The sequence below is a fragment of the Saccharothrix stipae genome, assembly GCF_054781895.1.
On record NZ_BAAGTN010000007.1, the window covers coordinates 254365 to 276392 of the forward strand.

General features: G+C 72.0%; 17 protein-coding genes. 8 read left to right on the forward strand and 9 right to left on the reverse strand.

Translation table 11 applies throughout. The features are described from left to right. Nucleotides 1–146: 146 nt before the first annotated feature. Together ACYVLT_RS13925 and ACYVLT_RS13930 are read right to left on the reverse strand one after the other, a co-directional pair. Nucleotides 147–2159, reverse strand: coding sequence for an NPCBM/NEW2 domain-containing protein (locus tag ACYVLT_RS13925; protein ID WP_461120584.1), 2013 nt, complete (start codon nt 2157–2159; stop codon nt 147–149). A 154-nt stretch (nt 2160–2313) separates the two neighbouring features. Then, on the reverse strand, nt 2314–2844 hold the full coding sequence (locus ACYVLT_RS13930) for a CGNR zinc finger domain-containing protein (protein ID WP_461120585.1): 531 nt from the start codon (nt 2842–2844) through the stop codon (nt 2314–2316). A gap of 39 nt (nt 2845–2883) precedes the next feature. Here ACYVLT_RS13930 and ACYVLT_RS13935 point away from each other — a divergent pair, with 39 nt between their 5' ends. Next, nucleotides 2884–3816: an EamA family transporter gene (locus ACYVLT_RS13935; protein ID WP_461120586.1), complete on the forward strand. Its 933-nt coding sequence runs from the start codon at nt 2884–2886 to the stop codon at nt 3814–3816. Between the two features lie 31 nt (nt 3817–3847). Here the strand turns inward: ACYVLT_RS13935 and ACYVLT_RS13940 are convergent, their stop codons facing one another. From ACYVLT_RS13940 to ACYVLT_RS13950, 3 genes are all read right to left on the reverse strand, one after another. Further along, entirely contained in the window at nt 3848–5173 is a 1326-nt protein-coding gene (locus ACYVLT_RS13940) for a tetratricopeptide repeat protein (protein WP_461120587.1), read from the reverse strand. A 485-nt stretch (nt 5174–5658) separates the two neighbouring features. Continuing rightward, nucleotides 5659–6030, reverse strand: a complete 372-nt coding sequence (locus ACYVLT_RS13945) for an RNA-binding S4 domain-containing protein (RefSeq protein WP_360451262.1) — start codon at nt 6028–6030, stop codon at nt 5659–5661. A gap of 46 nt (nt 6031–6076) precedes the next feature. Further along, on the reverse strand, nt 6077–7270 hold the full coding sequence (locus tag ACYVLT_RS13950; protein WP_461120588.1) for a serine hydrolase domain-containing protein: 1194 nt from the start codon (nt 7268–7270) through the stop codon (nt 6077–6079). 134 nt (nt 7271–7404) lie between these two features. Here ACYVLT_RS13950 and ACYVLT_RS13955 point away from each other — a divergent pair, with 134 nt between their 5' ends. Both ACYVLT_RS13955 and ACYVLT_RS13960 read left to right on the forward strand, forming a co-directional pair. Then, complete coding sequence (locus ACYVLT_RS13955) at nt 7405–8541, forward strand: sensor histidine kinase (RefSeq protein ID WP_461120589.1); 1137 nt, start codon at nt 7405–7407, stop codon at nt 8539–8541. Continuing rightward, nucleotides 8538–9419 carry a response regulator gene (locus ACYVLT_RS13960; protein WP_461120590.1) on the forward strand — a complete coding sequence of 294 codons (882 nt, stop codon included), beginning with the start codon at nt 8538–8540 and terminating at the stop codon, nt 9417–9419. Before ACYVLT_RS13955 ends, ACYVLT_RS13960 begins: the two co-directional genes overlap by 4 nt. A gap of 7 nt (nt 9420–9426) precedes the next feature. Here the strand turns inward: ACYVLT_RS13960 and ACYVLT_RS13965 are convergent, their stop codons facing one another. Further along, on the reverse strand, nt 9427–10476 hold the full coding sequence (locus tag ACYVLT_RS13965) for a glycosyltransferase (protein ID WP_461120591.1): 1050 nt from the start codon (nt 10474–10476) through the stop codon (nt 9427–9429). A gap of 237 nt (nt 10477–10713) precedes the next feature. Between ACYVLT_RS13965 and ACYVLT_RS13970 the strand changes: the two genes are divergently transcribed. From ACYVLT_RS13970 to ACYVLT_RS13990, 5 genes are all read left to right on the forward strand, one after another. Beyond that, on the forward strand, nt 10714–12579 hold the full coding sequence (locus tag ACYVLT_RS13970) for a hypothetical protein (RefSeq protein ID WP_461120592.1): 1866 nt from the start codon (nt 10714–10716) through the stop codon (nt 12577–12579). 5 nt (nt 12580–12584) lie between these two features. Then, complete coding sequence (locus tag ACYVLT_RS13975) at nt 12585–15377, forward strand: ATP-binding protein (protein ID WP_461120593.1); 2793 nt, start codon at nt 12585–12587, stop codon at nt 15375–15377. After that, complete coding sequence (locus ACYVLT_RS13980; RefSeq protein WP_461120594.1) at nt 15374–17194, forward strand: hypothetical protein; 1821 nt, start codon at nt 15374–15376, stop codon at nt 17192–17194. Before ACYVLT_RS13975 ends, ACYVLT_RS13980 begins: the two co-directional genes overlap by 4 nt. Then, nucleotides 17191–18030: an immunity 49 family protein gene (locus tag ACYVLT_RS13985; protein WP_461120595.1), complete on the forward strand. Its 840-nt coding sequence runs from the start codon at nt 17191–17193 to the stop codon at nt 18028–18030. The genes ACYVLT_RS13980 and ACYVLT_RS13985 overlap by 4 nt, the downstream gene beginning before the upstream one ends. Before the next feature lie 167 nt (nt 18031–18197). Then, nucleotides 18198–18575 (forward strand): hypothetical protein, encoded by a 378-nt coding sequence (locus tag ACYVLT_RS13990; protein ID WP_461120596.1) that lies wholly within the window; start codon nt 18198–18200, stop codon nt 18573–18575. A gap of 13 nt (nt 18576–18588) precedes the next feature. On the opposite strand, the gene ACYVLT_RS13995 is transcribed toward ACYVLT_RS13990, so the two are convergent. From ACYVLT_RS13995 to ACYVLT_RS14005, 3 genes are read right to left on the reverse strand one after another with little or no spacing between them, the layout of a single operon-like run. Next, complete coding sequence (locus tag ACYVLT_RS13995; protein WP_461120597.1) at nt 18589–19365, reverse strand: ABC transporter permease; 777 nt, start codon at nt 19363–19365, stop codon at nt 18589–18591. Continuing rightward, on the reverse strand, nt 19362–21023 hold the full coding sequence (locus tag ACYVLT_RS14000; RefSeq protein WP_461120598.1) for an ABC transporter permease subunit: 1662 nt from the start codon (nt 21021–21023) through the stop codon (nt 19362–19364). The genes ACYVLT_RS13995 and ACYVLT_RS14000 overlap by 4 nt, the downstream gene beginning before the upstream one ends. Next, on the reverse strand, nt 21020–21952 hold the full coding sequence (locus ACYVLT_RS14005) for an ABC transporter ATP-binding protein (protein ID WP_461120599.1): 933 nt from the start codon (nt 21950–21952) through the stop codon (nt 21020–21022). The genes ACYVLT_RS14000 and ACYVLT_RS14005 overlap by 4 nt, the downstream gene beginning before the upstream one ends. Nucleotides 21953–22028: the final 76 nt, after the last annotated feature.

A 22028-nucleotide genomic window follows, 5' to 3' on the forward strand; every position in this document is an offset into this window, starting at 1 on the left:
GCTCCTCCGAAGGGGCGTCGGGTCCGAGTCGGATAATGGTAATCATTATCGCTCTGAGCGCGAGGCCGCCAATCGAGTGATGTGGCTCACCGTGCGTTTCGTCGTGTGGCACCGCCCCAGTGCAGGGGCGGTGCCACACGCGTGGTTCAGCAGGCGATGGTCGCGTTCGCCCAGTCGGCGTGATCGGAGTCGTTGCCGTCCGCACCGTCGGCGACCTGGAGGTCGAGCATCCGCACGCCCGTCACGTCGGCGTTGATCGGCACCGCCGCCGCACCGCCCCGCAGCACCGGGGTGACGGCGAGCTCCACCCCGTCGCCCAGCACGCGGAAGGCGACGCTGCCCCGGCCGTCCTTCTCGTCGTCCACCCCGACCAGCGCGGAGAACGTCGAGCAGGCCGAACCGAGGTAGATCCGCACCGACGACAGCGCGTGCACGCCCAGGCCGGTCGCGTACTGGACGCCGCCGATGGTGATCGGCCGCCCGTCCCCGGCCGACTGCTCGCCGTTGCTGCGGTCCCGCTCCACCGGACCCCAACCGTTGACCTCGGACACGAACGGGAGGCCGGAGACGCCGTTGGCCCCCTTGGGCGGCGCGGTCACCAGGGGAGGCGCGATCGCACTCCACCGGGACTGCGCGCCCGCCGTCGTGCGGTAGCCGGCCGCCGCGGTCATCGGCACCGCCGCGGCCATCGGTACCGACGCGGCCGCCGTGATCGGCCGGGCCGTGACGGTCCACGTGGCGGTGAAGCTGCCGCCGGCGCGCACGAACGCCGCCTCGCGCACCGGGCTGCCGTCGAGCACCCAGCCGTCCGGCACCTGGATCTGCACCCTGGCCGCGAGCAGCGGGGAAGTGCCGTCGTTGACCAGGCTGGTGGAGACGGTGAACGGCCGGTGCGCCTCGACCAACTCCGGTCCGGTGAGCGTGAACGACGTCAACGGCGGCTGCTTGGCGGCGCCGGGCCACACCCGGTACGCCACCGCGCCGTGCGAGGGCACCGCGCCTCGGATCATGCCCGCGCTCGCGTACTGCTCCTTGCTCCACAGGTCCTTGACCCGGTACGAGCGCGCCGACGGGAGGCCCAGTTCGGCGGCGGTCGCGCCGACGGCGGCGTTGCCCGTGCCCCGGTTGAGCAGGACGACCGCGACCGAGCCGTCGGACATGGGCTTGGCCCACACCTCGCCGTCGCCGTCGTCGCGCACCTTCCGGCCCTGGGCGCCGGACCAGTCCTGGTCGACCTCCAGCAGGTCGCGGTTGAGCAGGATGCGCCTGGTCGCGTCGTCCATCGCGCGCACGTCGTTGCCCGCGATCAGGGGCGCGTTGAGCACGGCCCACAGCGCGAAGTGGGCGCGGTACTCGGTGTCGGTCATGCCGCCGTTGCCGACCTCCAGCATGTCCGGGTCGTTCCAGCCGTCCGGGCCCGCGTACCGCTCCAGGCCGACCTGCTGGTCGAGGATGCCCATCACCGACGTCCAGTTGTCGGAGATGTCACCGGTGGTCCGCCACAGGTGCCCGCCGACCTCCCGGCCCAGGCCCTCCCACGGCCGGTTCTGGCCCCACTCGCACAGGCTGTAGACGATGTCGCGGCCGGTCCCGCGCAGCGCCTCGCCCATCGCGCGGTACCGGTCCAGCGCCGGGCGGCCCTCGTTGAAGCAGTTGTCGTACTTGAGGTAGTCGACGCCCCAGTCGGCCCAGGTCCGCGCGTCGACCTCCTCGTGGTCGAGGCTGGCCGGGTAGCCCGCGCACGTGTGCGTGCCCGCCGAGGAGTAGATGCCCAGCTTCAGGCCCTTGCCGTGGACGTAGTCGGCCAACGCCTTGATACCACTGGGAAAGCGGACCGGGTCGGCTTGCAGCCTGCCCTGGGCGTCGCGTTCGCGAGCCATCCAGCAGTCGTCGATGTTGACGTAGGTGTACCCGGCGTCGCGCATCCCGGACGACGCGATCGCGTCCGCGGTCTGCCGGATGAGGTCTTCGTCGATGTCGCACCCGAACTTGTTCCACGAGTTCCACCCCATCGGGGGAGTGGACGCCGACACGGCTCGCGCGGGGGCGGGTTCGGGTGCCGCGCCGGTCGCCGGGGTGGCAGCGAGGGGGACCAGGGCGGAGGTGACCAGGGTAGAGGTGAGCAGGGCGGGGACGAGCAGCGTTGACGCGCGACGCATGAACACCCTCCTTGGTGCTCGGGAGCACCGGGAGGTCACCGGCGCCGGCCGAGGTGCGGCGCTGACGCTAACGGCTCGTGAGCGGCGTTCTCAAGGGTTAGTTTCTATCTGGTAATAAGTCTGGGGTTGATCGTCGGACCCAGGTGGGGGTCGGTCATCCCTTGCGGGCGCGGTAGGCCGCGACGGCGATCCGGTTGCCGCACGTGGTGCTGCAGTAGCGGCGCGAGCGGTTGCGGGACAGGTCGAGCACGAGGCCGTCACACGTGTCGTCGGCGCAGACCGCGAGGCGGCTCATCTCGTCGGCGCGGATCAGGTCGACCATCGCCATGGCCGTGTCCACGGCGATCCGGTCGGCCAGCGGCGTCGCCGGGTCCGAGACGTGCAGGTGGTAGTCGAAACCGTCGTGCCGCACGAGCCGGGGCACGACCTGGTGCCTGGCCAGGATGTCGTTCACGATCCCGACGGCGGTGTCGCGGTCGCTGGTCAGGAGTCGGCGCAGCGGCGCCCGCAGCGCGCGGATCGCCTCCAGTTCGGCCTGGTCGTGGGTGCGCGAGCCGGTGTAGCCGTGCTCGGCGAAGAACGCGTCCAGCTGCGCCGGCGCGGTCATCGTGTCCGGCTCCTCGGCCGAGTTCACCAACGCCACCGCCGCGATGAGCGACGTGGTCGTGTCATGGGTGAAGAGCATGTTGACAGATTACCGCCGAGGTCCATAGCGTCATGAGTCATGGCGACAATGGCACATGACACGCTGGTGGCCGGCCGGTTGCGCACCGGGTTGGGCTTCGCGCTGCTGTCCGCGTCGTCCTTCGGCTTGTCCGGGCCGTTGGCGCGGGGCCTGATGAACGCCGGGTGGTCGTCGGCGGCCGCGGTGGCGGTGCGGGTGTTGCTCGCCGCGGCCGTGCTGGCGCCGATCGCGGTGGTCCAGCTGCGTGGCCGCCGGCACCTGCTGCGCCGCACCGCGCCGCTGATCACGGCGTACGGGCTGGTCGCGGTCGCGGGCTGCCAACTGGCCTTCTTCAACGCCGTCGCGCGGATGGAGGTCGGTGTCGCGTTGCTGGTCGAGTACACCGCGCCGGTCGCCGTGGTCGGTTGGCTGTGGCTGCGCCACGGTCAGCGACCCACCCGGCTGACGGTGCTCGGCGCGGTGCTGGGGCTGATGGGGTTGTTGCTGGTGCTCGACGTCGTCTCCGGAGCCCGGGTGAGTGCCGCGGGCGTCCTGTGGGCGTTGGGCGCGATGGTGGGCGCCGCGGTGTACTTCGTGCTCTCGGCGCGCGACGGTGACGGGCTGCCCGGCACCGTGCTGGCCGCCGGCGGGTTGCTGCTCGGCGGTGTCGTGCTGCTGGTGGCGGGCGCGGTCGGGATCGTCCCGTTCGAGGTGTCCGCCGAACCGGTCGCGTTCGACGGGTTCGCCGTGGCGTGGTGGCTGCCGGTGCTGGCGCTGGGCGTGGTGACGGCGGCCCTCGCGTACGTCGCCGGCATCGCCGCGACCAGGCGGCTGGGCTCGCGGCTGGCGTCGTTCGTGGCGTTGACCGAGGTGGTGACGGCGCTGCTGTTCGCGTGGCTGCTGCTGGGCGAGGCGCCGGGTGTGGTCCAGCTGGTCGGCGGCGCGTTGATCCTCGGCGGCGTGGTGGCCGTGAAGCTGGGCGAGCCCCGGTAGGCGGCGGTGGTCGAGCGGTACCGCCGGTTCGTCAACCGCCGGGCCGGTGGGGCGTCGGTCCGGTGTCGCGTCCTGCCAGCACGCGCGCACGCGCCCTCTCGGTGACCGCGACGGCCTCGGCGATCGCCGCGTCGCACGGCGGAGCGTCCACCGCGGACAGCGCCCGGGTCAGCAGGTCCAGGGCGTCATCGTACTGCTGGGCGGCGGCGAAACCGTCCGCTGCCCGCCGTGCGGCGGACAACGCCTCCACGGTGCCGCCTCGCCCGCTCGCCGTCAGCCGTTCGAACGTCGTGCACGCGAGCAGCTTCGCGGCCTCGGCCTCGGCGTGCTCGTCACCGGCGGCGGCGAAGTGCGCGCGAGCGGCCAGCAGCAGGGGTTCGGCGGCGTCCGCGGCTTGGTGCCACAACAACAACTTCGCCCGGTTCACCCTGGTCCAGGCGACTCGCCCGGCTTGGTCGAGGTGCCCGGCCAGGACGCGTTCGGCGGCCTCGAACTCGCGCAGCGCTTCGGTGTCCGCCTCGTCGGAGCCGAGGGAGGCCAGGCCGATGCCGCGCCACAGCCGCAGCACGCCGACCACCGGCGCACCGGGCGCGTCCGGCTCGATCACGGCCAGGTGGCGGTCGATGCAGGGCAGCGCGTCGTGCGGACCTTCCCGCGCCAGCAGCACCTCGCACCACCGGTTGATGGCGTCGGCGGTCACCGGCGCGTCGGGCGCGTGCCGCAGCAGCAGGGCGATGGCGCGCGTCAAGTGCGCTTCGGCTTCGTCCGTCCGCCCGAGGTCGTCCAGGGCCTGGCGGAGGTGGTGGTGGCTGATCGCCGCGGCCGGACCACCGGGCGCGATGCGCTCGGCCAGCTCGACCGCCTCCCGGGCGGCCCGTTCGGCGGCCTGCGCCCGGCCGTGCAGCATGAGCGCGTGGGACAGGTCGTTGAGGGTGCCGACGACCGCCGCGCCGGTCCGGTCGACCTTCCGCTGGATGGCCAGGACCTCGGTGAACGTCGAGACCGCGTCGTCCAGCGCTCCCGTTTCACGCAGCGCGCACGCGAGACAGGAGAGGACTCCGGCGTGCATGGCGCTGTTCGGCTCGGTCAGCTCGACGGCGCTCCTCAGCGTTTCCAGCGCGCGCTGCGGGTTGCCCAGCCCCAGGTCCGCCCGCCCGTGACCGGCCAGGGCGTGTGCGAGCAGCGCGGCGACCTCGCCGTCGCGACGGTCCAGGCCGTCCAACTCGTACGCGGCGACGGCGTACAGGTCCAGGGCCTCCGGCAACCGGCCGGCGGCCAACGCGGAGTCGCCCTCCCGCAGCCGCCAGCGCGCCAGTCCGACCCGCCCGTTCCGCTCGGTCCTCCGCTTGCCGGACATCGCGCGCCTCCTGGCCGTCGATCGCGACGGTCGGCTCCGAGGTCGTCACCGCGACCCCGTCCGGACCTGTTAGCTCGTAGCTCCCTCCCCGCTTCCTTGATCGTCTCGGCCTGATAGCCCGTTAGGCGTACATCGCCCGATTCACCCGAACGGCCCACCTTCCGCCCCGCCATCCAGCCCGACCGCCGCGTCGTCCCACGACACGTGAAGTGATCTCAACGAGGGTCCGGTCCGTGGCCAGTGGTGTTCGAAGTGCTTTCCAACGGCCGATGAGCAGGGCGAAGGCGCGTTCGCCCTGGGCTCGTAGTCCGGACGCGTTCCCGCCATCGTCGCGAATCCAGTCCTGTGCGAAGGCTCCCCGTCCTCTGCCCGGAGTCCCCTCACCAGCGCCTTCCTTGCCGAGACCACCTCACGTGTTCAACGCGCAGGTGCCCAGGCAGTCGATGCTTCCGCGGTCGAGTGGTTCACATTCCCGAAAGGCCAGATCACGCTTGGCCGGTGCGGAACTTGTCCAGGACCCGGCGTTCGCGCTTGGTCGGACGTCCGGCGCCGCGTTCCCTCCGCGCGACGGGAGCGGGCGCATCGGTGGGCTTGGGCGGTGGAGGCGTTCGGTCGAGGAAGCAGCCGACCGCGTCGGCCGCGCCTACGCGTTTCTGGATCACCCGAACGACCTCCACGATCCGGGTCGTGTCACCCACCCGGGCACGCACCTCGTCACCCGGTGACACCGACGTGGCGGGCTTGGCCGGCCTGTCGTTGACGCGCACGTGACCACCCCGACAGGCCGCCGCGGCGTCGGAACGGGTCTTGGTCAACCGGACCGCCCACAACCAGCGGTCCACACGGGTGGACTCCACCGGTACATCATGGCCTGCCGGTGGTCCGGCAGGCCATGTCACCCGCTCACCTCATGCCGCAGAGCGCGTGGTCGACCAGGTCCGCCGTGACGTCCTTGTCCGGCTTGGGCGCGCCTGGCACCGGCACCATCGAGTCGGTGTTGATCGACACCGTCACGCTGCGCCGGCCGTCGGCCGTGACGCCGTTGCGGGTCTTGAAGCCGGGGATGTCACCGCCGTGCGACCAGTGGCCGCCGCACGAGTTCGGGATCCACATGATCCCGAGCCCGTACCGGGCGCCCGGCCACGCCGGGTCCAGCGCGGGCGTGCGGACGGTGTCGGTCATCTCGGCGAGCTCCGCGGGCCGCAGCACCTTGCCGCCGATCAGCGCCTTGAGGAACGCGTTGGCGTCGTCGGTGGTGCTGATCATGTCGCCGGCCGCGCCGCCCCACGACGGGTTGTACCTGGTCACGTCGATCGCCCGGCCGTACCGGGGGTCGGCCGGGTCGGCCTCCAGCCCCTTCTCCGGGAACCGTTCGTAGGCCACCGCGTGCGGCCTGGGCACGATCGGGGACGTGCCGGGGAGGTACGTGTCGCGCAGCCCGAGCGGGTCGACGATGCGGGTGCGCACCTCGTGCTGCCAGGTGTTGCCGGTCACCCGTTCGATGATCATGCCCGCGAGGACGTAGCCGGTGTTCGAGTAGTTCCAGTCGGCGCCGGGCGCGAAGTCCGGCGGCTGCTGCACCGCCAGCGCGACCATCCGCTCGGGCTCCACCGTGCGGTACCGGATCCGCTCGAACTCCTTCTCCAGGAACAGCTCCGGCATCCTGCCCACGTAGTTGTACAGGCCGCTGGTGTGCTGCAACAGCTGCCGCACGGTGATCTTCGTGCCGTCGTTGCCGTGGCCGGCGACGACACCGGGCAGCCACCGGTCGACGGTGTCCTCAAGGGACACCCGGCCCTCGCCGACCAGTTGCAGCACGGTCGCCGCCACGAACGTCTTGGTGTAGCTGCCGATGCGGAACTTCGCCTGCCACGGCACGGGCGTGCGCCGGTCGACGTCGCCGTAGCCGCTGCGCACCCGCACGTCGCCGCGCGGTGTGTCCACTTCGACCAGCACGCCGGGCGCGCCCTGGTCGAGCAGCGCGTCGGCGTGCCGCTGGAGGGTCCTGGTGTCGGGTCGGTGCTCGGCCTGGGCGGCGCCCGCCGTGAGGCCCAGCCCCAGCACCGCGATCATCGCTGTCACAGGAAGTCGTTTCACAGCACCGAACGCTAGGTCCGCGGGAGGCTTGCGTCGTCGCCCTGGGAAGGGATCTTCGAGTACCCCCTCAGAGGTACGGGAAGATCCGCCCTGAGGGTGGCGACGCCCGCGCGGCACGCGACTACGTTGAGCTGGTGCTGGCGAAACTCAACCCGATCCGGCTGGACGTGCTGCTCGCGGCGGTGCTCACCTCGTTGACCGTCATCACCGCGGTGAGCCACACCGGCGGGCGCGTCACCCTGCCGGCGTACGTGCTGGCCGCGCTCACCGTCGCGCCGATCGCACTGCGCCAGCTCGCGCCCGTGGCCACGGTGGCGGTCGTCCTGGGCGCGTTGACGGCGTACAGCGTGCTCGGGTACGGCGGCCTGCCCAGCTCCGGCATCGGCGCGCTGGTAGGCATGTTCACCGTGGCCACCCTGCGGCCCCGGCCCGTGGCGGCGGTCGTGTTCCTGATGACGACGGCGGTGGTGGTGATCGCGTACGTGCCGGTCGCCGTGGTGGCGTGGTCGGAGGTCGCGCAGTCGGTGCTGGTCGTGGTGGGCGCCTGGATGCTGGGCGAGGGCACGAGGCGCTGGGCCGAACGCGCCGAGCGGCTGGCCGAGCAGGCGGCGCGGGCCGTGGCGGACGAACGGGTGCGCATCGCGCGCGAGCTGCACGACATCGTCGCGCACCACATGTCGGTGATCTCCCTGCAGGCCGGCGTGGCGCGGTACGTGCTGGACACCGACCTGCCGACCGCGCGCGACGCGATCACCACCGTCGGCGAGACCAGCCGCGAGGCGTTGACCGAGCTGCGCCGGCTGCTCGACGTGCTGCGGGTAGACCAGGACGACGACTACCGGCCGCAACCCGGCCTCGCGGCGCTCGACGAGCTGGTGGAACGCGCCCGGGGGGCGGGGCTGCCGGTGGACGTGGTGGTCACCGGTGCGCCGCGCGAGCTCCAGCCGGGGCCGGACCTGTGCGCGTACCGGGTGGCGCAGGAGTCGCTGACCAACGTGCTCAAGCACGCCGGGCCGGCCCGGGCGCGGATCGACGTCGACTACGGCGAGCAGACGCTCGTGCTCAAGGTGACCGACAACGGCCGGGCGGCCCGGACCGGCGGCGCCTCGGCCGCGGACCACGCGTCGCACGACGACCACCCGTCGCACGGGATCCGCGGCATGCGGGAACGCGCCGAGCTGTACGGGGGCGTGCTCACCGCGGGTCCCACCGACGACGGCGGGTTCGGCGTGGTGCTGCGCCTGCCGATGCACGAGGTGGCGGCCCGGTGACCATCCGCGTGCTCATCGCCGACGACCAGGCGCTCATCCGCGCGGGCCTGGTCGCCCTGTTCACCGCCGCGCCGGGGTTCGAGGTGGTCGGCGAGGCCGCCGACGGCGAACAGGCCGTGGCCGCCGCCGCGCGGACCTCGCCCGACGTGATCCTGATGGACATCCGGATGCCGGTGCTGGACGGCATCGCCGCCACCCGCCGCATCCTCGCCAATCACCGGACGGCCGCCCAGCGCGAGACCGAGCAGCGCGACGCCGGCCGGCCCGAGACCGGCCAGCACGACACCGGACACCGCAGGACCGGCCGGCGGAAGACCGACCAGCGCGAGACGGACCAGCGCGAGACAGACCACCGGGCGGCCGACCGGCCCGACGCCGACCAATCCGACGCCGACCAGCGCGATGCCGGACACCGCGAGGACGCGCCGCGGGTGATCGTGCTGACCACGTTCGACCTGCCCGAGTACGTCTACACCGCGTTGGGCGAGGGCGCCTCCGGCTTCCTGGTCAAGGACACCCCGCCGGAGCGGATCATCTCCGCGGTCCGCACCATCGCGGCGGGCGACATCCTGGTCGCGCCGCACATCACCCACCGGCTGATCGAGACCTACGCCCAGCACCACCGCGCCACCGCCATCGGCGCCCCGCAGCTGGAAGCGCTGACCGCACGGGAGACCGAGGTGTTGCGCCTGGTCGGCAACGGGCTGACCAACGGGCAGATCGCCCAACGGCTCGTGCTCAGCGAGGCCACGGTGAAGACGCACGTCAAGCGGATGATGGGCAAGCTCGGCCTGTCCAGCCGGGCGCAGGCGGTGGTGGTCGCCTACGAGAGCGGCCTCATCGTGCCGACCGCGGCGAACCTGGATCGGCCGAGGTGACGGCGGATCACGCGCCGGCCAGCCGCTCCAGCAGCGGCACCGCCCGTTCGGGCTCGGGCAGCGCCAGGATCTCCGCCCGCACCCGTTCGGCCGCCCGCCGGTAACCCGGATCCGCCAACACCTCGGCCACCGCGTCCCGCACGTCACCGGGGGTGGCGCCGACCGGGTCCAACTCCTGGCCCACACCGAGCCGCAAGCACTGCTCCGCGTTCTGCGGCTGGTCGGCGCCCAAGGGCAGCAGCACCACGGGCAGCCCGTGCGCGAGCGCGCCGACGACGCTGCCCGAACCGCCGTGCGAGACGACCACGTCGCAGTGCGGCAACACCTCGGCCTGCGGCACGAAGCGGGAGATCCGCACACCCGGCCGCTGCTCGCCGAACTCGGCCGGGTCGATGTGCCTGCCGACCGTGGCCACCACCTCGACCGGCAGGTCGCTCAACCCGGTCAGCACCCGGCCGAACAGGTCGCCGGACTCGGTGTTGAACACGGTGCCGAGGGTGAAGTACACGGCCGGCGTGTCGGACCGGCCGAGGGGACCGACCGGCGGGCGGATCGGGAAAGCCGTGTCCGGCAGCGGGAACGCCGGATCGCGCAGGCTCGGCGGGAACGGCGAGAGCAGCAGGTGCCGGTGCCGCATGGCCAGGTCGGGGTCGGGCGGCAGGCCGTGCGCGGCACGCAACTCGGCGAGCGGCTCACCGATCACCTCCGGCCGCACGAACGAACCCGACGCGATGACCTGCGCGTTCGCGTAGGGCAAGCCGAGCTTCTCGGCGGCGAGCACGCTGCCGAAGTCGACCTCCTCGCACACCACCACGTCCGGCCGCCACCGGGTGAACAGGTCGAGGTAGAGCGGCAGCCTCAGCCCGGCGCCCTCCCGCACGAAGCCCTCGCGCAGCTCGTAGTCGTCCCGGTCCCGGTCGGGCGCCGCCAGCGGCAGGCGTTCCCGGACCTCGTCGCTACCGCCACCCACGGCGAACGCGGTGAACCCGGCCGCCTCGATCGCGCCCCGCCGGGCCGGACCGGCCGCGAACGCGACGGTGTGGCCGGCGGCGGCCACCGCCGAGGCGAGCGGGACCAGCGGCTGGAAGTGCCCACCCCGCCGGCGAACGTGAACAGCACACGCATCGGGCCACCCTAGATCGCGCCGCCGGGGCTCCGCGATCCGATACCGGACGCACCCGCGGCGCCGGACGGGGTGGATCGGCGCAGTCCGTTCAGGGCGAGTTGGCCCATTCCCGACCGCCCGCCGGTGACGTTTCGGTACGGTCCCATGACCCTACGTGGAGGTGGACGCGTGCCCGAAGGGACGCTCGACAGCGGTCTGGTCGACCGGCTGTCCGTGACCGTGGACCGGCTCGGCTGGGAGCACGTCGAGCCCGCTCCGATCACGCCGAGCCCGGAGGCGAACCAGCCGCCCGGCTGGTACGAGCCGCCGGTGCCCGCGGGGATGCAGCAACGGGTGCCCGGCGCCGTCATCGGCTGCGGCCTGTTCGTCCTCGTCCCCAGCCTGCTGATGCTGCTGATCGTGCTGTCCACCCAACCGGAAGCGGTGCCCGGCGCCCTGGTCCTGAGCGGCTTCGGCCTGCTGATCCTGGCGGTGCCGATCGTCTCGACGCGGTTGGGCGCGGCCAAGGTCCGCCGCGACTACCGCACGCACCGGGAGAACCTGTGGCACGACTACCAGCGCGCCACGTCCCACTGGCAGGACCGGGTCAACGCGCACAACGCCGCCGAGCTCATGCGGTGGGTGTCGACCATGCGCTGGTACCCGCTGGTGCTGCGGGGCAGGCCGAGCCGGATCGACGTGTTCGGCGGCACCGAGGACGGCTGGGCGAGCCTGCTCGCCACGTTCGGCGCGGCGCTGCTCAAGCAGGGCAACGGCGTGTTCGTGCTCGACTTCACCGAACAGCAGGTCGCGGGCGGCCTGGCGGCCGTGTCGACGGCGCAGGACCTGCCCGCGACCGGGTTGGAGCTGCCCGAGCGGTTCGCCGACCTCGACCTGGTCGAGGGCCTGGGCAGCGAGGAGCTGGCCGAGCTGCTGGCCGAGGCCGTGTCGACCATGCGGCCCGCGGGCAACGGCCCCGACCTGCGCGCGCTGGACGCCGAGCTGTTCGTCGCGGTGCTCGACCGGCTGGTCGAACCGGCCACGTTCGCGCGGCTCGCGGCCGGCCTGAAGGTGTTGCGCCGCATCTACGACGGGGGACCGGGCGGGCCGCTGACCGCCGCCGAGGTCGGGCAGCTGAACGCGGCCGTCGACGTGGTCGTGCACACCGACCAGACCCGTCAGGAGCTGCAGTTCCTGTCCAGCGTCCTCGACCTGGTCGTGCGCGGTGACGTGACGCCCGCCGGCGGCGCGTCGCTCCAGTCGTACTGGCCGCAACGCGGTGTCGCGGTGATCGAGACGACCAGCTCGCACCGCCGCCGCAAGGACCTGATCGACCGACTGCTGTTCCACCGCGTGCTGCACGACCTGCGCAACACGCCGCGCGGTCGCGGTTCGGGGGTGCTGGTGATCGCGGGCGCGGACGAGGTGGGTGTGTCGGCGTTGCGCGAGCTGGCCCGCCAGGCCGAGCGCACCGGCGTGATGCTCGTGCTGATGATGCACCGGCTGGACGAGGACCTCCAGCAGCTGCTCGGCTCGGCCGACAGCGTGTCCGTGGTGATGCGGCTGGGCAACGGCAAGGAGGCCGCCGTCGCCGCGGAGTACATCGGCCGCGAGCACAAGTTCACCCTCAGCCAGCTCACCTACCAGGTCGGCAAGACGATCACCGAAGGTCGGGCGGTGAGCGTCGGCGGCTCCGACAGCGTGGCCCGCACGACCGGCCGCAGCTCGTCCAGCTCCACCGGCTTCACCAGTTCGGACAGCGGGGGCGGGTCGACGTCGTCCTACACCAGCGGCACCAGCTCGTCGGTCACCCGGACGCGCACCTCGACGTGGCAGAACACCGACAGCTTCTCCGAGGCCGACTCGACCACCGACGGCCGGACGGTGAGCCGGGTGTACGAGTTCTCGGTGGAGCCGACGTCGATCCAGGCGCTGCCGGTGACGTCGTTCATCATGGTGGAGTCGGCCGGGTCCGGGCGGCGCGCGGTGCTCGGCGACTGCAACCCGGGCATCGTGCTGCTGGACAAGGTCTCGCAGCACCCGCGGCTCGGCTGACCGCCGTGCGTCCGCTCGACGGGGTGAACTTCCACCGGGTGCTGGCCGTGCCCGGTGGCATGGACCCGGACCCTCGTCCGGCACAGCTGTTCGCCGCGCTGACCGCCGCGCACGTGGAGCTGGCCGGCTCCGGCGTGGACCGCCCGGTGCTGGCGACCGCGTGGCTGCGGCGCCCGCGTTCGGAACGGGTGCACGTGCTGGTCGGCGGCCGGCCGCGGTTCCCACCGGCGGGCGACGACGCGCTGCTCTACCCGCCGGGCAGCGTGGGCGAGGCCGTGCCCGGTGACGAGGTCGAGGAGCTGTTCGGCGAGTTCGGCGCGTGGCTGCGGTGCACGGGGCAGGCGGACTCGCTGTGGTTGCCCGGCGACGAGGGCAACGGCATCCCCCAGCGCCGCGGCGGCTTCGACGACTACGTGGTGTTCATGGGCCAGCCGTTCGCCTGGGTCGTGGTCGCCGAGCCCGTGCCCTCCGACGCGGTCGAGTTCGAGCTGCTGTCGATCGCCAACGAGGTGCCGCGCCTGCGGCAGCGCGAGAACTCGCAGTCCGACCGGGTGGCGCTGGAACGCGCCGAGGGCCGTTACCGGGAGCTGTCGCGGGCGCGGGTGAGCGGCATGTGGAACGTGCACGTGTTCGTCGGCGCCGACACCGAGTCGAACGCGCGCCGCGCGGCCGCGTTGCTGTGCAGTTCCGGTGACCTGGACGAGTTGCCGTACGCGTTGCGACCCGGTGCGGACGTCGGTTCGCTGGACGAGGTCGACGCCGCGCCGGTGCGTGCGGTCGACGGCGCGTCCTCGCCGTTCTCGGGCAGCTCCGAGCTGCTGTCGATCCTGGCGCGGCCGCCGGTGCGCGAGGTGCCGGGCGTCCGGCTGGTGGAGCGGGCCGAGTTCGACCTGACCTCCGAGGTGGCGGGGTCGATCCCGCTCGGTTCGGTGCTCGACACCGCCGGTCGACCGGTCGGTGAGCTCAGCGTCGGCGCCGGCACGGTGAACCGGCACGTGTTCGTCGCGGGCGCGACCGGTTCGGGCAAGTCGCAGACGGTCCGGCACCTGCTGGAAGGCCTGCACCGGGCCGGGGTGCCGTGGCTGGTGATCGAGCCGGCCAAGGCCGAGTACGCGCGGATGGCCGGTCGGCTGTGGCCCGACGGCGAGGTGGCCGTGATCCGGCCGGGCGACCCGGGCGCCGTGCCGTTGGGGCTCAACCCGCTCGAACCCGAGGCGGGGTTCCCGCTCCAGACGCACGTCGACCTGGTGCGCGAGCTGTTCCTGGCCGCGTTCCAGGCGGAGGAGCCGTTCCCGCAGGTGCTCGCGCAGGCGTTGACCCGCTCGTACGAGGAGTACGGCTGGAACCTGACGTTGAGCAGCAGCCGGTTCCCGCGGGCCGCGCCCCGGTACCCGACGCTGCGCGACCTGCAGAACTCGGCGCGCCAGGTCGTGGACGAGATCGGGTACGGCAAGGAGATCAGCGCCAACGTCCGGGGATTCGTGGACGTGCGGCTCGGGTCGTTGCGGCTGGGCACGCCCGGTCGGTTCTTCGAGGGCGGGTTGCCGCTGGACGTGGCGGACCTGTTGCGGCGCAACGTGGTGCTGGAGATCGAGGACGTCGGCAACGACCAGGACAAGGCGTTCTTCATCGGTGCGGTGCTGATCCGGCTGGTCGAGCACCTGCGGATGCGGCGGGTGCCCGGTCCGGTGCGGCTGCGGCACGTGACGGTCGTCGAGGAGGCGCACCGGCTGCTGAAGAACGTGCTGCCGGGCAGTCCCGCGTCGCACGCGGTGGAGATGTTCGCCGCGCTGCTGGCGGAGATCCGCGCCTACGGCGAGGGTGTCGTGATCGCCGAGCAGATCCCCGCCAAGATCATCCCGGACGTGCTGAAGAACACCGCGCTCAAGATCGTGCACCGGTTGCCCGCCGCGGACGACCGGGAAGCGGTGGGCGCGACGATGAACCTGGACGAGGTGCAGTCGCGGCACGTGGTGTCGCTGCCGCCCGGCCGTGCGGCCGTGTTCGCCGACGGGATGGACCGCCCGGTGCTGCTCGGCATCCCACTGGGTGAGGACCGCGAGTCCGTCGACGTGCCGCTGGGGACGGTGCGGGGTGTCGGCATGCACACGGTGGCGTGCCGACCGGAGTGCCTTGCGACGCCGTGCACGTTGCGGGAGATCAGCGAGGCCTGGCAGGTGGCGCAGCAGCCGGAGTTGACCACCTGGGTGGAGCTCCTGGTGCTGTCGCACGTGATCGGCTACCCGTCGCCCATGCCGGTCGGCGGGTGGTTGGCCCGCCTCGACGGCGACCTGCCGCAGCTGGAGCGCGCGGTCGGGCTGCTGGCGCAGCGGGCGGTCGACGTGCGGTACCGGGACCTGGTGCCGTTCTACGACCCCGACGACCTGGCCGCGCACGTGGCCGTTCGGGCCAGGGAGCGGTTGGCGGGTGGCGGCACGGGGTGCGGGGTGGAGGTCGAGTGGCAGGCCGGTCCGTACCGGTGGCACGACGTGCTGGTCGCCCTGCACCGCACCAAGACCGCGGAGGCGCACCCGGACACCGCGTCGTGGGCCGAGCGGGGCCTGGTGCTCGCGGGTCGGACGCGGGACGAGCAGTACGCCGAACTCCTGCGCCGCAGCAATGCCGAACGTGACCTGGAACGAGTCTTCATCGGCCGCGACCGTCCGGACGCGCTGACCGCGGCCAGCCGGGAGTACTCGGGCCTGGAGGACCCGGTGCAGGCGCTGCGGGCGGTGCTGCCCCTGTTCGAGCCGTTCCCGGGCAACTGGCCGATCCGCTTCCGCGGCAAGCCGACATGAGCGGCGACAGCCCGGACACCACCGACACCACACCGCCCCCGCCACCGCCGGATCCACCTTCGAGCGCCGGCGAGGCCATGGTCGAGTCCGCCGCGGAGGAATCTTCGACGTCTGCGGAGACCACCTCGGGCGCGGGTGACGCAATGACGTCCTCGGCTGACGCCGGGGTCGAGGCGCAATCGACCGAGCCACCAGACTCCGGTGCCGACGCCGGTGCCGGATCGGCGATGGTCGAGGCCGACGAAGCCACGACACCCGTGGAGTCGGAGACGTCCACAGAGAACGAAAACTCTCCCGCCGAAGTCGACGACAACCGCCAACCACCGCCTTCGGAGTCCGACCCGTCAACCCCGCCCCCTGTATCCGAGGCCGCAGACCCGACGACAGAAGACCCGGTCGCCGAGGATCCAGTCGCTGAGGACCCGGTCGCCGAGGACCCCGCCACCGAGGATCCGGCTACCGAGGACCCGCCGGTCGTCAACGAGGACGCGGCCAACCCGCCAGAAGCCAACACCCCGACGGAAGTCGAGGACGACGCGCCGACTGCGGCGGCCACGGAGACCGAGACGGAGGACGTCGCGCAGCGGCAGGAGGAGGATGCGCAGCAGCAGGAGGATGCTGAGGCGCAGCGGCAGGAGGAGGATGCGCAGCAGCAGGAGGATGCTGAGGCGCAGCGGCAGGAGGAGGATGCGCAGCAGCAGGAGGATGCTGAGGCGCAGCAGCAAGAAGAAGACACGCAGCAGCGGGAGGCCGACGCCAAAGCCGAAGCGGAAGCCAAGGCCCGGGCGGAGGCGCAAGAACAGGCGAAGGCCGAGGAAGCGCAGGCGAAGACCGAAGCCGAAGCCGCGTCGGCGGCCCAGGCCCAGGCCGAGACCGAGGCGGACGCGGCGGCGCAGGCCCAACCCGCTACCGAGCCCGAAACCGCGACCGGACCAGATGTTCACACCGAGGAGCCGCCGTCGTCGGCCGATGACGACGCTGCCGATCGTGCGGCTGCCGACCAGGGCGGTGAAGGGGACAAGCCGCACGAAGGCGCGTTGAGAGCAGACGACCAAGCGTTCCAGGACAACTACTACATGCGTGAGGGCGAACCCGTCCGTCGCGACGCATACGCGCAGGACGCCGACGGCAACCGCATCCCGCAGTTGAGGGCCGGTGAGGACGGCTGGTACGTCCCGGTCGATTCCGACGTGAACCGAGCTTCGTTCAAGGGCGACGTGGAGCGCTACTCCGCGAACGCGGAGGAAAAGAAGACAATGCAGGACGTCGTGGACACGCGGAGCGACGCCTTGGCCGCGTTGGACGTGGCGAAGAAAGACCCGAACACACCGGAAGACGCCCTGAAGGACGCCTACACCGCCGTTCGGGACATCGGCGAAGAACTCGGGCACCGTGCCGGAACGCTCGCCGTCGAGAACGTCTACGGCGGCGAAGGTGTCACGATAACCCCGCTGCACGAAGAAGGCCAACGAGGTCCGGGTCGCTTCGACCAGATCTGGCGAGTGTCCGATCAGGACGGCAACGACCGGTTCGTCGTGGTGGAATGCAAGGGCGGCGACGGTCCGCTGGGGACGCGACTTGACAAAGGCACACCGCACGAACAGGGCACACCGGAATACTTCGCTTCGATCGAACGGGCGATGCTGAAGCGGCCCTCCGAGATGAGTACCGCGGTGGACCTGATCACCGCCAGGAACGAGCGCAATCTCGACTTCATCCTCGTCCGCGCGTCCACAGTGGAAAGCCCGCAGGGCGCCGAGTTCGGTGGCTACTCTCTCCGCAGGTTCGACCTCGACAGGCAGGGAAGCAATTCATGATCACCATCTCGCGGCACGCCATCGACCACGGCCTGGCGCAGAAGCAGACGGAAGGCTTGGCGGTGAAGGAGGGCGTCGTGGCCAAGCTCGCGCGTGACAACTTCGACCAGCTCTACATCGCCCACTCGCTGGCCATCATGCACGCCGCGTACCGGTCCGTAGCCGACCCGGAGGGGCGGACCGCCGAGTTCTGGCTGAGCGTCGTCCTCGCGGCGCAGGCAGGCGCGGGCATCTTCGCGCTCGCCGCGACCGACGGCCCCGGTGTCGACCTGGTGGTCGGGCAACCGGTGCACGTGCCGGCCAAGAGCAGCACCCTCCACCTCGATCCACTCACCTGGGTGGAGGTGCACAACCTTGCGGTCATCTGCCGGGACAGGAAGCTGCTGGACATCCTGACGGCGGTCCCGGTGTCGAGGATGCGCCATCCCGGGCCGTCGTCCGACGAGTTCACGTTCCTCTGGGTGGAGGCGTTGCAGGCGTACTGGCGACGCGAGCCGGACGTGCTCGGCAAGCTCAACCGGGCGCTCGAAGCCACCGGCGCGGAGAAGCTCGTCATGCCCAAGGCCATGGCGTTGCAGTACTACTTCCCCACGATGAAGCTGTTCCACTACGTCGCGACCCAAGAGGCTGAAGAGCTGAACGACGCGCTCGCCGAGGCCCTGGAGCTGCACAAGAAGTACTGGGGTCAGAAAAGCCGTGCGAACGACCCTGACGGCTTCCTGGCGCTCGGCCCTCTCGCCATGGCGTGCATCGCGTACGACGTCGAGATCGAGCTGACGGTCCAGTCCGACTACATGCCCAGGGCTCTCCTCGAAGGTGTCCGAGTCGGCGAATGACCGGCATTAGGCCGTGTGGTCGCTCGTGGTCGAGGACTTGGGCCGACTCGCTGGTCGTGGTCCGGAAATGGGTACCTCGTGGCTCATGCTCGGCGGCTGGCCGGCCGAACGGCGGGCGAACGCCGGCGATCGCACGCCGTTGGCCTTGTTGACCTAGCATCCTGAACGTGGACAAGACTCGGGTTGGATGTTGGTCGGTGCTCGCGCTCGTGGTGGCGCAAACGCTTGCCACGCTGTTGTCCGGTGAACCCGTCGAATTGCAGATCGTCGGCGTGGCCTTCAACGCGGCCGCCGCGTTCTCCACCTACCTGGTGCTGCGACGCCCCGATCGCAACCGGTGGCCGCTGGTGGCTTGGACGGCGGGCTTCTTCGGCTGGCACGTCACCGGCATGCTGACCCTGGCCGGCGTGGTGACGACCGGGCTGGACGCGGTGTTCACGGTCGGCAGCGACCCGCGGCTCTCGATCCTCTACCAGGTCGTCCTGACGACCGTGGCGGCCTTCGCGGTGCACCTGCTGCTGCCCAGGCCGAACCGGGCGGCCTGAGTACCGACCGCGGTCAGGCGTCGCGCAGCCGGAGCAGCAGACCGCCCGCCAGCAGCGCTCCCAGGGCCCACAGCCCGAGCACGCCCAGTCCCGCCCACGGGCTGATCGGCAGACTGTCGACGTCCGTGGTGGCCTGGACCGCCAGCCCCGCCGTCATCGGGCTGATCCGCTGCAAGCGCTTGAACCAGTCCGGATCGGACACGACGGCGGCAACGATCGGGAACAGGTACAGCAGCCCGAGCACGATCCCGATCGCCGCCGCCGCGTCACGCACCGCGGTGGCCACGCCCAGGCTGAGCAGCCCCACCAGCACCAGGTACAGCACCGAGCCGACGGCCGCACGCACCACCGGCCCGTCGGCCAGGGACAGCACCGCGTGACCGTTGGCCTCGGTGAAACCGTTGCCCGGCAGGATCAGCCGCCCGGCCAGCACCGACACGAGCACCGCCACCGCCCCCGCGACCAGCACCAGCACACCGACCACGGCGGCCTTGGCGATCAGCACCGCGGACCGGCGCGGCATCGCCGCGAACGTCACCCGGATCATCCCGGTGCTGTACTCGCCGCCGACCGCCAGCACGGCCAGCACGACGACCACGGCCTGCCCGAACGCGATCCCGGTCAGGCTGATCTTCGCCGGGTCCTGGCCGCAGCCCACGCCGGAGCAGCCGACCGACGTGGACGCGACCACGCCCAGCGCCACGGTCAGCAGCACCACGGCGGCCAGCAGCCACGCCGTCCCCGCCACGGTGCGCAGCTTCGTCCACTCCACGCGCAACACCTCGGTCACGCGTCCCTCCGCCGCAGCACGAAGACCGCCACGCCGAGCGCGACCGCCGTGTAGCCGCACAGCACCGCGAAACCACCGAGCGGGCTGAGGGGGAAGTAGCCGTCCGCGGGCGTGTAATTCGCGGCGACCTGCGCGTACTCCGGCAGGCTCTGCTGCACGGCGAACGCGGCGGCCGGTGTGATCCGCAGCAGCCAGTCCGACGGTCCGGCGGGCAGCACGCCCGCGATCGCCAGGACGTACGGCAGCACGATCGCCACGACCACGGCGGCCACCGCTCCCGCGCTGCGCCGCAGCACCGTGCCGACGGCCAGGCTGAACACCGCCGCCACCGCGAGCAACGCCGCCGTGCCGGCGATGACCCGCAGTTCGGTCGCGGTCGGCACCGGGAACACGAAGAACCCCTTGTCCACCTCCACCGCCCGGACCAACGGCGCCGTGACCAGCGCGGCTGTCAGCGCGGTGATGAACGTGACCACCCCGACCACCACCGACTTCGCCGCCAGCACCCGACCGCGCCGCGGGCTCGCGGCCAGGCTGGTGCGGATCAGACCGCGCCGGTACTCCGAGGTCATGAACGTCGCCGCGACCACGATGATCGCGATCAGCCCGGCGAACGCGCCAACCAGCCGTCCCTCGATCGTTCTGCCCAGCCCACCGCGGCCGGCCACGACCGGCGCGATGTTGCCGGACCCGCTCACCGTGACGCCGCCGGCGGTCTCCTCGAACCCGACATCCGGCGCCGCGCCCGGTCCGCCCAGGGCGCCGATGGTCTCGGCGGTCCACTCGCGGTCGGGCCACGAACCCTGGAGGTCGATCCGGTCGAACTCGGCCGTCGCCCGCGTCGGGTAGCTGTTGCCGCTGGTGGTGCCGAACGACTGGCTGGTCACCTCGTAATGCGGTGAGGTGGCGAACAGCCCGGCCCGCACGGTCGCGGGCAGCCCAGGGAGGGTGACCGCGCCGACGAGGTGCCAGTTCACCCCGTCAGGCGACTCGTGGCCGGTGATCGTGTCACCCGACCGGGCAAGGCGCAGCCAACTCGGCATCGCGTGCAGCGTGCCGGCGACGTCACCGGTGAAGTTGTGCTGGAGCCGAACGCCGTGACCGCCGGTCAGCGTCAACGCGGCGTAGGGCGACCCGGGGGTGGTGCTCTGCTTGATGATGATGCCGCCCTTGCGCCACGGCTGGATGTCCGCCACGGGCTCCTCGCCGTCCGGACTGGACACGTCGGTCAGCGACGTCACGCGGGCGGTGATGCTGCCGTCACCGGTGAACGCCTGGTGCGCGAACGAGAAGTTGTCGATCACCGGCTCACCACCCGGGCCGAGCGTCGGCGTGCGCCCGGCGCACGGCTTGCCGTCGGGGCCGCTGCACGAGAAGTTGCTCGCCGCCGCGGCGAACAACCCCATCAGCACGATCACCAACCCCGCCGCGACCAAGCCGAACACCCAGCCGCGCACCGTGCGCAGCTTCGTCCACTCGGCGCGCAACGCCTGCCCGAATCCGTTCCGCCCGAATCTGTCCCGTCCGGACCCATCCCGCCCGGAGCCGTCCTGCCCGAGCCCGTTCGTTCCTGGCCTGGTCCGCTGACCTCCGTCCCGCTCGGAGCCGTCCTGCCCGGAGCGGTACTGCTCGGCGCGTTCCCGCGACTGGTTGGTCATCCTGCCGCCTCCTCGGTCGCGGCCGCGTGGAACTCCACCGCGTCCCTGGTCAGCTCCATGTAGGCCTCTTCGAGGGACGCGCGATGCGCGGACACCTCGGAGAACGGCACCGCGTTCTCACCCAGCAGCGCCACCACGCGTTCACCGGACAGCCCGGACACGGTGAGCGCCTCCGGCCCGGTGACGGCGACCGTCGCGCCCGCCCGCGCCAGCACCGTCACCGCCTGCGTGCGGGCGCTGGTGCGCAGGGTGACCCGTTCACCGGACGCGGCCTCGATCAGCTCCGCCACGCCGATGTCGGCGATCACCTTGCCCCGGCCGACGATCACCACGTGGTCGGCGGTGTCCTGCAACTCGCTCATCAGGTGGCTGGACACCAGCACCGCCCGGCCCTCGGAGGCAAGCGACCGCAGGAAACCGCGCATCCACCGGATGCCCTCGGGGTCCATGCCGTTGACCGGCTCGTCCAGCACCAGCACCGGCGGGTCGCCGAGCAGCGCCGCGGCGATGCCCAGCCGCTGCCGCATGCCCAACGAGTAGCCGCCTGCCTTGCGCCGGATCGCCGACGTCAGCCCGACCCGCTCGGCCACCTCGTCCACCCGGCGCGCGCCCAGGCCCTGCGAGTGCGCCAACCACAGCAGGTGGTTGCGGCCGGTGCGGCTCGGTTGCAACGCGGAGGCGTCCAGCAGGGAACCGACCTGCCGCAACGGGTGCCGCAGGCTCCGGTACGGCCGACCGCCGACCAGCGCGTGGCCCTCGTCGACCGAGTCCAGGCCCAGGACCACCCGCATCGTGGTGGACTTGCCGGCGCCGTTGGGGCCGACGAACCCGGTGACCTTCCCGGGCGCGACGGTGAACGTCATCCCGTCCAGTGCCACGGTCGGCCCGTACCGCTTGCGCAGCCCGGAGACTTCGATGGTTGCTTCCATGGGAGAAAGGCTAGGCAGCGGGGTGTTCGTGGTCGTCACGCTGGAGAGCCGTTTTCGGAGTGGCTGGCATGGGGGA